Source organism: Bifidobacterium sp. W8104 (assembly GCF_016100735.1).
Classification (GTDB): Bacteria; Actinomycetota; Actinomycetes; order Actinomycetales; family Bifidobacteriaceae; genus Bombiscardovia; species Bombiscardovia choladohabitans.
In genome coordinates this window covers 704799-717130 of the sequence record NZ_JACFRW010000001.1, presented here as the reverse complement: position 1 = coordinate 717130, position 12332 = coordinate 704799, and the positions used below count along the sequence as shown (strand labels likewise).

Sequence of the window (12332 nt, the reverse complement as noted above, 5' to 3'; positions counted from 1 at the left end):
CCATGGCTGTACCCGGGAAAGGAGGAAGCATGCAAAGATTCGCCCTCGGATACGAGCAGGCGGCCCGTTTGGTCCTGGTGGCCTTCATCACCAACCTGGCCCTGCTGGCACACACCATCATGGGGCTTGTCCTGGTAGGCTTCTTCCCCTCCCTGGCCGCGACCTGCGGGGTTTTCAGAAGGTGGCTGACAGACGAGGACAGGGAGTGGGGGATCGCTCAGACCTGGCGGACCTTCCACCGTCTGTGGAAGAAGGAGCTCAGGGGGGCCAACATTTTCGGCTGGGCACAGGCGGCCATCTGGGCCCTCCTGCTGGGGGATTATTGGATTGTCAACTTTCATCGGACCGGCAGGGTCGGGGTTTTCGTCTCCGGCATCCTCTTCTGCCTCATGGTCTTCATGATTCTGGCCACTGCCCTGTCCTGGGTCCTATTCGCCCTCTACGACCAGGGGGTCGGTTGGATTCTGGTCAGGTCGGTCCAGATGGTTCTGGCGCGTCCCTGGATGAGTGTGGTCCTGGCTTTCGGTCTGGCCCTTATGGCCTTTGCCTGCTGGTCCTGGCCCGGCCTGGCCGTAGTCTTCGGGCCTGCCCTGCCCTGCCTCCTGTCGTCGTCGGCGGTCTGGTTCTACGGCAGGCTCGACGGTTTTTCCGTCCGGATGCGCCGGGGCGCGCAGGGCGAGATGGCAACGAAAGGAGAGTGACGGATCCGTCATTAAGTACACCGCCTGGACCGGTGCGATCGGCGCATGGGCCCGGGGTAAGCAGAGAAGTTCACTGTCGAACAGGAGGAGCGAATCATGAGTTCGTTCGGGAAACACAGGTTCAGGAACCGTCTGGTGGCCATAGGGGCCATGACGATGGCCATGTCGATGATGCTGGCCGGTTGCGGCGGTTCCAAGGAGCCCACCACCAATGCCCAGGGCCAGCCGATCATCACGATAGCCGTAGCCAAGCACCCTCTGACCAAGAAGATATCCAAGATGAAGTGGCCCAAGCAGCTGGAGAAGGAGTGTGGCTGCGAAATCCATTGGCAGGAGGCGAGCTCGGACTGGGACCAGAAGAAGCAGGCCATGCTGGCGGCCGGCGATGTGCCCGACCTCATTCTCAAGGGGATCAACCTGGCGGACATAGCCACTTATAGCACCCTCTTCGAGGATCTGAGCCAGGACCTGGACAAGATGCCGAATGTCAAGAAGATGTTCAAGACCGACCCCACGGCCAAGCAGGTGGTCTCCATGCCGGACGGGAAGATCTACATCCTGCCCGCCGTCAAGAAGGGTATCTGGCCCAAGGCCGTCAGCCACATGTACATCAACAAGCAGTGGCTGGACACGCTGGGCCTGAAGGTGCCGACCACCTGGGATGAGCTTGAGGAGGTGCTCAAGGCCTTCAAGACCAAGGACCCCAATGGGAACGGACAGGCCGACGAAATCCCCTTTGACTTCCAGTCTCCCGGTACCGGTGGCTTCGGTGACTATCAGCCCACCCTCCTGCTGGGGAGCCTGGGCATCGTGACGTCGGTAGGTGGCGGCCAGGGCTTCTATGCCGACAAGGGCAAGGTCAAGTCCTTCCTGACCGATGACCGTTACAAGCAGCTGATCCAGTACCTCAACAGGCTCTGGGGGGAGGGGTTGATCGCCAAGGACGCTTTCACCCACGACTACTCCAAGTCCCAGTCCACCGCGCGAGGACAGGGCGACAAGGCCAAGATCGGTTTCACCTGGGGGTGGACGGCCTCCGACCGCTTTGGCGACAAGTTGGCCAGTCAGTATGTGGCCATGCCCCAGCTGAAGGCCAAGGCCGATCAGAACCCGGATGAGCTGGTCTACGACACCCAGGGGGACCGGTTGGACTACAGCGAGTTCGCACTTGTGGTCTCGGCCAAGAGCAAGAACAAGGAGACCGCCATCAAGGTGGCTAATGCCTTCTATGGGCAGGACATGTCCCTGCAGATGCTCTGGGGTGATCTGGGCACGGATGTGCAGAAGACAGGGCCGGACTCCTATAAAGTCCTGCCGCCTGCTGACTCCACCAAGGACCCCTCCACCTGGAAGTGGACGGAGACCCTGGCTGATGACTCTCCCTACTGGATACGTCCGAATCTCAAGATCGAGCTGCCGGCGGATCTCGAGGAGGTCAAGGGCCAGGAGCAGCCTCTTGAGCCGGCTCTGGCCCATGTGGATCCCAAGTTGGATGTCATTCCGGGTGCCCTCAAGTATTCCTCCGAGGACCAGACCACCATGCAGAACAACAACACAACCCTGATGAACACCGCTATGACCAAGTTCGCCCAGTGGGTGACCAAGGGTGGTGTGGACCAGGATTGGGACAACTATGTGCAGACCCTGAAAAAGGCCAATTTGGATCAGAACATCAAGCTGGTGCAGAAGGCCTACGACCAGTACTACTCCAAGAACTGAGGGATGCAGACGTGCCCTGGGGCCCTTCAGTGATTCACGGAGGGCATCCAGGGTCCGTCGGACCTCGGGCTCGCCCACCACACGAGACGTTCTCTGGGGAGGCCGATGAGGCGGCTGGGTTGGCGACTGGCTCCATCAGAGCTCGGCCGTTTCTGTAGGCGGGTCCATGGCCGTCAATAGTCCGGGTTCGAGGGGTGGTGAGGAGGCACGGTACGGTCTTTCGACCGGGTTCTTCGGTTCCCTCCCGGATGGGCACTCACCGCCCGAGTCAGCCTGAGGGGATGGCATCCCCCCCCCCCCCGGAGTGCTGTCGGATTCACGGAACAGGAGGGCTACCTGCCGGGCTCTTGCCTTCTCCCGGTGGGTTGCCCTCTTGCACCATTGTGGTCGGCTGCCTCCGTTTCCTGCCGGGTCGCCGCGACCTTGGGCCAGATCATAGGAGGGTCCTCAAACCGCCAAAGTTCGGAAGGTGACCGTTATAACCGGTCGAATGCCGGCGTTTTGTGTGATTTGGGGCTCAGCCATGACCTTTTCATCAGGATCAGGACCGGCGTCCATCGAACTTTGGGCTGATTAGGGTCGACAATGACACCCAGAAGCGGATCTGGAAGGATTCCGGTCTGCGGTACGCGCAGATCATCCGCGACCGGGCAGTCTGAGCACGACGGCTTATAAACGCGTCCGCGAGGCGGTTGGGCATCGCTGTCCGACCGCCTCGCCTTTGTCTTAGATCCAGCTGGACAGCCACATGTGCATGCGCCAGAAATCGTAGGGGATGGGCATGGCGGTCCACAGTGGATAGAAGAAGACCGAGGTCAGGCCAAGTAGGGTCAGGCCCATGATCATGGTCTGCCGGTAAAGGATGCTGTCGGAGTTCTGCCGTAGCCAGTTGGCCACGTAGCAGATTGCCAGGATCATCCAGGGCAGGATGACGATGGAGTAGAAGGTGAAGGTGGTCCGGTTCATGTATTGAATCCAGGGCAGCCAGCCGGCCAGCATGCCTGCCAGTACCCCCCAGATCCGCCAATCTCCGTGCTTGACCACGACGGCGATGACGATGGCCAAAATCATGCAGATGCTGCCCAGCCACCAGGTCAGGGGATTGCCCAGGGAGGTAACGGCGGCCACGCAGGGTGAGTCCTTGGCCAGTCCGCACAGACCGGGGAAGCCCGTGAGCTTCTGCCAGTAAAAGCTGGTGGGTCTGACCTGAAGGGGCCAGGTCAGGGGGTTGGCCATGTATGGGTGACGGGTATGCAGGGTGGTGTGGAAGTGCCACATCTGCCGGTGGTATTCAGCCAGGGACCGCAGCCCCTCCGGCAGCCAGGTCAGGCCCTGGCCAGGGTGCTGGGCCGCCCAATTGTGCATGAATGAATCGCCGTGCAGGAACCATCCCGTCCAGGAGGCCAGATAGGTGCCCGCCCAGACGGGAATCATAAGCAAGGCCGCCGGGAGCCCGTCCCTGAACACGGCGCTCTGCAGCCAGGATCCATACCCTGCCTGATGGCGCTCCCAGCCGTCCCAGAGCACCGAGATCAGCGCGAAGACGGCAAAGAAATATGCACCAGACCACTTGGTGCCGGTGGCCAGGCCCAGTAACAGGGCGGCTCCGGTCCGCCACCAGGACCAGGCGATGAAGGGGCCGGTGGTGGCCACGGGCAGTTCGACACGGCTTTTCTGCCCTTGATCTCCCTGTGACTGAATGACCTTCACCCGGTAATGCAGACGGAAGTCAGCCTGGTCCTTGGCCCAGGATTGTCGCAGCCTGGCCCGAGCCCAGTCCCGATGGCCCATCAGACACAGCCAGGCTCCCAGGACGAAGACCATGACGAAGTTGTCCAGCAGGCCGGTACGGCTCATGACGATGCCCAGACCGTCTATGGCCATGAGGAAGCCTGCCGTCAGGGCGATAGGCAGGTTGTGGAAAAGGCGCAGAGCTACACGGCAAAGCAGCAGGATGGCGATGGTGCCGGCCAGGGCAGTGGCCGCTCGCCAGGCGAAGGGGTTGCCGGCTCCTCCGAAGAGCTTGAGACCCAGGGCGATGCACCACTTGCCCACCGGAGGGTGGACTACGTATTCGGCCTGGGGCAGCCAGCCGCTGGTGTGCCCCTGGGCGAAGATCTGGTCGATGGGAAGGTCCAGCGGACCGGCTGTTTTCGGCCAGTTGCGTGGCTCGCCGGTCATCAGCATGGTCCAGGCGTCTTTGACGTAATATGTCTCGTCGAAGACGATGGCCCGGGGGCTGCCCAGCCGCACAAACCGCAGGAGCCCTCCCAGAAGAGCCATGAGTATGCAGGCCAGCCAGCCGCTCTGCCGATGGGAGAGCCGGGGAATCCGGTTGATTCCTCGCTTGGTATGCTGACCCTTTGGCTTGCTGAAGATGGACAGCATGACAGGGCGACCGGACCGGTGGGCGGCGTGCCTGCCGTGTCTGGAGGAGCGATGCTGCGAAGAAAGCCCTGCCAAAGATGTCATCACCCCTAGATTAGGCCATACTAAAGGCATGAGCAGCATGAATGGCCGGAGCGATGGACATACACAGGGCGGAGAAAGTCATGAGGAGCCGATTTCATCCAGTGTTTCACGTGGAACGTTGGTGCTGGCGGCCACGCCTATCGGCAATGTCGCCGATGCCTCGACGCGATTGGTGAAGCTCCTGCAGTCGGCGGACCTGGTGGCGGCGGAGGACACGCGGAGGCTCTACGACCTGGCCAACCGGTTGGGGGTGCGCGTAGGCGGCAGGGTTATGGCTTATCACGATCACAATGAACGGCGGATGGCCGATCCCATCCTGGATCAGGTTCGTGACGGAGCTTGCGCATTGGTGGTCTCGGATGCGGGCATGCCCACCATCAACGATCCGGGCATGGCCATCGTCAGGCGGGCCATCGAGCGAGGCATACCGGTCACCTGTGCTCCCGGCCCCAGCGCGGTGCTGGATGCCCTGGCCCTCTCCGGCCTGCCGACAGACCGCTTCTGCTACGAGGGATTTCTTCCCCGCCGGCACCAGGAACGGCTGCGACATCTGCGCACCCTGCGCAGCGAGGAGCGGACCATGGTCTTCTACGAGACCCCCCACCGCATTGATCAGGCTATGCAGGACCTTCAGGAGGTCTTCGGCCCCGACAGGCTCATGGCCCTCTGTCGGGAGTTGACCAAGGAGCATGAGCAGATCCGGCGGGGCACCATCGGGGACGTTGTGCGCTCCCTTCAGGAGGACCCTCCCCGGGGAGAGATGGTCCTGGTCGTGGCTGGTGCCTCCGCCCTGGAGGCCAGGCGCAATGATCCTGAGGCCATGGATGACCGGCAGCTGGCCGCTCTGGCACGTGCTCTGGCCCGATCCGAGGGCCTGCGGCTCAAGGAGGCCATCGCCCGGGTGGCTGCCGAGCATCCCCTGGCCGATGGCAGCCTGCCCAATCGCAAAAGGATTTATGCCTTGGCTGTTGAAGAGGATAAGGAGGACTGATTCCCGTTCCCCTCGTCCAGCAGCACCTCCAGCGCCCTGCGCACACCGGGTCCGCCCAGCTGGGAGACGGCCTCCAGCAGGGCTGGGGAGGCGGCGGGATTGGCTACCAACCACCGACGCAGCTGTGGCTCTTCCCGTGCGATGGCCCAGAGGATGCTCGGGTCGGTCTCGGGGTCTGTGGCCATCAGGGCCGTTGGCACCAGGGGAGGCTCTGGCGGTGGGGCGCGCACCTCGGCCATTGGTTCCAAGCCATCGCAATCGTCTCGGTTCGAATCGTCTTCCGCCCAGGGGTGTGACCGGCTGCTGACGGCAGTCATGAGCCGGGCCATGCGTTCAGCGGCGGAGAATCCACGACGGCCCTGATCCCGATTCCGATCATGGCCGTGGCGTCGATGATGGCCATGCCTGCGTCGGCTACTTCTCATCGGCAGATTCATAGGATCGCCTTGAGTCGTCTTATGGTCTCCAATCCTTGAGCGTGGCCAGGCCAGCGCGGGTTGGAGGACAGGAGCTCCTCGCAGGATCCGCAACTGACCTGGTACCGTTCCATGAGTTCATGCAAGACCGCCGTAATCTCCTCTCCGTTGCATTGGCCCGAGGAGTCGCAGGCCAGATCACAGGCCGTCCAGAGCGGCGAAGTCACCCAGAGCTTCCCGAGCTTCATCAGGTAGCGGGCATCCAGCTGTCGCTGGTGGGGCCGTAGGGGCCTGCCGTGAACCGGCGTGCGGAAATGGGAGTTGGAGATGATGTCCAGCGCATCGGGGAATTGGCCGTTGAGCCATATCCAGACCGCCAGACCGCCGCATGCCGCTGCGCCGTAAGGAACCATGGGCGTGACGATGGATGCGCGACCGTAGAGTCCCTCAGCCTGTTCGTTCAGGTAGCAGCAGGATTGGTCCAGACAGGTCACGATCCCTTCCTTCACCAGCAGACTGAGGCTGAGCGGACCGGGCAGATCATCGGTTTGGATCAGGCTGGGCAGCGGTTCGGGTTCGGGGGCCGGTGCCCCAAATTCGACCGTGGAAGGACGACTGCGGGCATGTGTCGGCGCTCCCCCGGCTTGTAGCGGTCGACTGGGCGGCTTGGTGGTAGCTCTAGGGGGGCGGCTGGTGGCAACCGCAGTGGTAGGCGTCCACGATGCTCCCCCGAGCGCGTGTTCTCGATTCATGGTTCGACTGTAAATGGTCCTGTCCGGATTTGCCTGGGAGAGGGCCGAATTTGTGCATTTGTGGATAATTCGCTTGCTCGGTGGCAGTCCTGTGGACGAGCAGGGGGATTGTAGGGCTGAGCCGATAATCTTGCTGGTATGAGTCATATCCTTGTTTCCGTCGCCTGGCCCTACGCGAATGGGCCCCGTCACATCGGCCACGTCGCTGGGTTCGGCGTTCCCTCGGACGTCTATGCACGCTACGAACGCATGAAGGGCAATGATGTCCTTATGGTTTCGGGGACTGACGAGCACGGCACCCCCATCCTGGTGGAGGCCGACGCCGAAGGTGTGGGACCTCAGGAGATCGCCGACCGTTATAATCGGGTCATCGTCAAGGATCTGTGCGATCTGGGGCTCAGCTATGACCTTTTCACCAGGACCACGACCGGCAATCATGAGAAGGTGGTGCAGGAGCTCTTCCGTCAGTGCCGGGCCAATGGCTATATCTATGAGGGACAGCAGAAGGTGGCCATCTCACCTTCCACCGGCCGGACCCTGCCGGACCGCTATATTGAGGGGACCTGCCCTATCTGTGGCGCTGATGGCGCTCGCGGCGACCAGTGCGACAACTGCGGCAACGAGCTGGATCCGGACGAGCTGATCAACCCTGTGTCCAAGATCAATGGGGAGACCCCCCGCTTCGAGGAGTCCAGGCACTTCTTCCTGGATCTGCCCGCTCTGGCCGAGGCCAACCTGGCCTGGCTGAAGACCCGGAAGGGCTGGCGCAGCAACGTGCTCAACTTCTCCTTGGGGCTGTTCAAGGAGGTCAAGCCGCGGGCCATCACGCGCGACATCGACTGGGGGATTCCCGTGCCTGTGGACGGCTGGGTCGACGACCCCAACAAGAAGCTCTATGTCTGGTTCGATGCCGTCATCGGCTACCTGTCGGCATCCATCGAATGGGCCCGCCGTCAGGGCGACCCCGAGGCCTGGCGCAAGTGGTGGAATGACCCCAAGGCCCTGGGCTATTACTTCATGGGCAAGGACAACATCACCTTCCACTCGCAGATCTGGCCCTCGGAGATTCTGGCCTACAACGGCCAGGGGTCCAAGGGCGGACAGCCGGGATCCTACGGCGAACTCAACCTGCCCGAGCAGGTGGTGGCCAGCGAGTTCATGACCATGGAGGGCAAGAAGTTCAGCTCCTCCAGGGGCATCGTCATCTACGTCAAGGACATCCTGGCACGCTATCCGGTCGATGCAGTCCGCTACTACATTTCCATCGCCGGGCCGGAGACTTCGGACTCGGACTTCACCTGGGCTGAGTTCGTCCGGCACAACAACGAGGAGCTGGCCGCCTCCTGGGGCAACCTGGTCAACCGCGTGGCCAACCTGCTCAACAAGGACTTCGGCAGCATCCCCCGCATCGAGGAGGACTGGCTGACCGAGGAGGACAATGCCCTGCTGGACCGCAGCCTGCAGGCCTTCGATACTGTGGGCTCCCTGATCGAGAATCATCGCCAGAAGGCCGCCCTGGTCGAGGCCATGGCTCTGGTGGGAGACATCAACAAGTACATCTCTGCCCAGGAGCCCTGGAAAATCAAGGATGACCAGAACCGACTGGCTGCCGTCCTGCATACCGCAGCCCAGGCCGTGCTGGACGCCAATACCATGCTGGCGCCCTTCCTGCCTCATGCCTCTCAGCGGGTCTGGGAGACCATGGGTGGCAAGGGCACCTTCTCGCCCCTGCCCCGTGTCGAGGAGGTTGACGACCTGGATCGGTCCGATTTCCACTATCCCATCATCACCGGCGATTACCGGCTGGGGGAGACGGTCCATCCTTGGGCGCGTGAGCCCCTCAGGGACGGTACGCCGATTGATCGGCCCACACCCATCTTCCCGCGCATCCCCAAGGAAGCCGTGCAGGAGGAGCTGGACCGCTTCCAGGAGCAGCTTGACCGCCGCAAGGCCAGGGAGCACGCCAGGTTCGAGGCTGAGCAGGCCAAGTTGGGCGACCAGGGCAAGTAGCGGCCGACGCGCCCGAATGTGAGCTCGGGCCCCAGTTCATGATTCACAGAGAACTTTGAGGTTTTCGGGCACTTCCTCCAAGGTAGCGCTGGTTATATTTGGTCTGTCGGTTGAAGTACTGGCCGATGGGGGTCATGCGGCCCCGATAACTGAACCCCTTCTTCTCTCTCTTCTCGCCCGGCGGTTCTTCGAACCGCCGGGTTCTTTCGTCATGGAAGACTCATAGGATGTGTAACCATGAAGGTTGCCCAATTCGCCTGTGTGCTCTTCGATCTGGACGGGGTGCTGGTGCCCACGACCATCCTGCACAAGGCCGCCTGGAAGGCGTTGTTCGATCAGGTCCTGCCCGCGAACGTCCCGGCCTACACGGAGCAGGACTATTACGCCTATGTGGATGGCCGGCCCCGTTATGACGGTGTCGATGCCCTGCTGCGCAGCAGGGGCATTGAGCTGGACTGGGGCAACCCTGATGACGATCCACAGCTGGACACCGTCTGCGGATACGGCAATCGCAAGAACATGACCTTTGAGCGCATGCTGAAGCAGAAGGGCATCGATCCCTACCCGGACACGGTGGATATGCTCAGGCACCTGCGCACCGACAAGAAGCGTCTGGCTGTGGTGTCCAGTTCGCGCAACACGGCCCAGGTCCTCCAGGCTGCCGGGATCGCCGGATACTTCGACACTGTGGTGGACGGCAATCTCAAGGACGAGATGGGTCTGCAGGGCAAACCTGCCCCGGATACCTACGCCTATGCGGCCAAGGTGCTCGGACTGCGCAATGAGGATGCTGTTGTGGTCGAGGATGCCATCTCTGGTGTAGCCGCCGGTCACGCGGGCAGGTTCGGCCTGGTTGTGGGCGTGGACAGGGGCGCCGGTCACGAGCAGCTGCTCAAGGCGGGTGCGGACCTGGTGGTGGACCAGCTGATTGAGCTGATCGACGACGATGCCAGCGAGCGCGGGCAGGGGGAGGACCCCGGTCTGGATGAGGATCGCTTCCCTGTGGAGGACTGGGGGCTCAGCGAGGTCGGTCGGCCCGACGCGGTCAGCGCCACGGTCTTTTCGGTCACCAACGGTTCTGTAGGTGTCAGAGGTGAAGGCGGCGGGGAACGTTGCCTGGGCAACGGTACTTTCTTAAGCGGCTTCCATGACACCTTCCGGATAGCCCATCCCGAAAGCGCCTACGGATATGCCAAGGTGGGCCAGCTGATCCAGGGGGTGCCCGATGCCTCGGACTTCACCCTCAAGGTGGAGGGGCTGCCCCTGGGTCGGCCGGAGAAGACCACGCAGCGTCTGGACTTCCGAACAGGAATCGCGACCACCACCAATCTGTACGATCTGGGCCACGGCATCCACCTGAAGACCGTGCTCACCCGCATGGTCTGCCTGTATGACCGCAGCCTGAGCGTCTGCACGCTGACTGTCGAGTCGCCTGACCGGGACATGGCTGTGGTGGTCGAGGGGCCGGTCAACGCCGACAACCCCCGCCATGTCAACTCCAGCGACCCCCGCAAATCGACCTTTGTGGACGGCTGCGGAATCCACGAGGTATTGGACAATGCGGTCTATGGCGAGCTGAGTGCGGATTGCAGGGTCTTCCGATGCAATAATTCACGGCTCAGCCTGGCCCTGGGCGTCAGGCAGTTCAGGGATGGACGCCCTGTCGAGGGATCCGGCTGGCGCATGGATGTGCCCAAGGGCGGTTCCACCCGTCTGGTCCGTTATGCCATCTACCGCAGCCACCCCATCCTTCCGGCCGGCACCAGCGGCAACGGTCTGGTCGTGCAGACCCGGGGCGAGGGTACCAGGAATCTTGTCGAGGACTGCCGCGATCGTCTGGAGGAGGTCAGCACCCTCTCACTGGATGAGCTGGAGCAGCGTCAACGCGAATGGCTGGATCAGTTCTGGGAGCGTCAGGATATCCGCATCCAGGCCGACGATGGCGGTCGCACCCAGCAGATGGTGCGCTGGGAACTCTTCCAGCTGGCCCAGTCCACGGCCCAGATTGAGAACGGCGTGGGTGCCAAGGGCCTGAGCGGATCCGGCTACAGCGGCCACTACTTCTGGGACACCGAGATCTATATTCTCCCCTTCCTGATCTATTCGGCGCCTGCCCGGGCAAGAGCCGTCCTTCACTACCGCTACCTGATGCTGCCTGCCGCCAGGCGCAGGGCCTGCGCGCTCAACCTGAACGGCGCCCTCTTCCCCTGGAGGACCATTGACGGCGAGGAGGCCTCCGCCTACTTCCCTACGGGCACGGCCCAGTACCACATCGATGCCGACATCGCCTACGCGGTGGCCCAGTATGTGCAGGTCACCGGCGATGAAGACTTCCTGCAGGCCGAGGGTGTGGACATCCTGGTGGAGACGGCCCGTCTCTGGATGAGCCTGGGGCGCTACAAGGAGGACGGCCGCTTCCACATCCACTGCGTGACCGGCCCGGACGAGTACACGGTCCTGGTTGACGACAACCTCTACACCAACCAGATGGCCCGGTTCAACCTCCTGGCCGCTTACAAGGCCTACCAGTACCTGTGTGAGAAGCACCCGGATCTGATCGGCGGCATCCGTCAAAGGCTGCACTTCGACGACGAGGAGGCCGCCAAGTGGTTTCGTGCGGCCGAGGCCATGTTCGTCCCCTTCGACGATCAGGAGGGGGTCCATGCCCAGGATGCCCAGTTCATGCAACGCCCCCGCTGGCACTTCGACCAGTTCACGGCCAGGCCCCTGCTGCTGCACTACCATCCGCTGGTCATTTACCGGCACAAGGTGCTCAAGCAGACCGACGTGGTCATGGCCCTCTACCTGCTCAGCTCCTGGTTCACTCCGGAGCAGAAGCTGGCTGACTTCGACTATTACGATCCGCTGACCACCGGGGATTCGACCCTGTCTGCAGCCTCCCAGTCCATCCTCGCCGCCGAGGTGGGGCATGACCAGCTGGCCATGCAGTACTTCCGTCGGTCCTTGTTTACGGACGTGGACGACCTGCATGCCAATACGACCGACGGCATCCACCTGGCCGCCTGCGGAGGCGTCTGGTCCAGCCTGGTCTGCGGCTTCGGGGGCCTGCGTGACACCGGCGGAACCGGGTTGAGCATCGACCCCCATCTGCCTTCAGTCTGGCGCTCGCTGACCTACGAGCTGGAGGTGCGGGGTACCAGGTTCCGGGTTGCCGTAACAACAGACGGTGTCGATCTGAAGCGCCTGTCAGGACCCGAGCTGGACCTTCTGGTCCAGGGGCATCCACGCCACATATGACCTCTGGATTCCG

The 12332-nt window shown here is 62.5% G+C and carries 8 protein-coding genes; 5 read left to right on the top strand and 3 right to left on the bottom strand.

Annotation, left to right across the window (positions count from 1 at the left end; genetic code table 11):
• The first annotated feature begins 29 nt into the window (after positions 1-29).
• Both H3U89_RS02730 and H3U89_RS02725 read left to right on the top strand, forming a co-directional pair.
• Complete coding sequence (locus H3U89_RS02730) at positions 30-701, top strand: YesL family protein (RefSeq protein WP_198178586.1); 672 nt, start codon at positions 30-32, stop codon at positions 699-701.
• A gap of 96 nt (positions 702-797) precedes the next feature.
• A complete protein-coding gene (locus H3U89_RS02725; RefSeq protein WP_198178587.1) occupies positions 798-2420 on the top strand; it encodes an extracellular solute-binding protein in 1623 nt (540 codons plus the stop codon).
• A 726-nt stretch (positions 2421-3146) separates the two neighbouring features.
• Here H3U89_RS02725 and H3U89_RS02720 read toward each other — a convergent pair.
• Positions 3147-4808, bottom strand: a complete 1662-nt coding sequence (locus H3U89_RS02720; protein WP_415873552.1) for a dolichyl-phosphate-mannose--protein mannosyltransferase — start codon at positions 4806-4808, stop codon at positions 3147-3149.
• 121 nt (positions 4809-4929) lie between these two features.
• On the opposite strand from H3U89_RS02720, the gene rsmI reads away from it, so the two are divergent.
• Positions 4930-5883 carry a 16S rRNA (cytidine(1402)-2'-O)-methyltransferase gene (rsmI, locus tag H3U89_RS02715; RefSeq protein ID WP_198179432.1) on the top strand — a complete coding sequence of 318 codons (954 nt, stop codon included), beginning with the start codon at positions 4930-4932 and terminating at the stop codon, positions 5881-5883.
• On the opposite strand, the gene H3U89_RS08360 is transcribed toward rsmI, so the two are convergent.
• Positions 5847-6320: a variant leucine-rich repeat-containing protein gene (locus H3U89_RS08360; RefSeq protein WP_232345460.1), complete on the bottom strand. Its 474-nt coding sequence runs from the start codon at positions 6318-6320 to the stop codon at positions 5847-5849. The two genes, rsmI and H3U89_RS08360, sit on opposite strands and share 37 nt — an antisense overlap.
• Positions 6317-6793 (bottom strand): hypothetical protein, encoded by a 477-nt coding sequence (locus tag H3U89_RS02705; RefSeq protein ID WP_198178588.1) that lies wholly within the window; start codon positions 6791-6793, stop codon positions 6317-6319. The genes H3U89_RS08360 and H3U89_RS02705 overlap by 4 nt, the downstream gene beginning before the upstream one ends.
• Before the next feature lie 396 nt (positions 6794-7189).
• Between H3U89_RS02705 and metG the strand changes: the two genes are divergently transcribed.
• Entirely contained in the window at positions 7190-9061 is a 1872-nt protein-coding gene (metG, locus tag H3U89_RS02700; RefSeq protein ID WP_198178589.1) for a methionine--tRNA ligase, read from the top strand.
• 237 nt (positions 9062-9298) lie between these two features.
• On the top strand, positions 9299-12319 hold the full coding sequence (locus tag H3U89_RS02695; protein WP_198178590.1) for an HAD-IA family hydrolase: 3021 nt from the start codon (positions 9299-9301) through the stop codon (positions 12317-12319).
• Positions 12320-12332 lie beyond the last annotated feature (13 nt).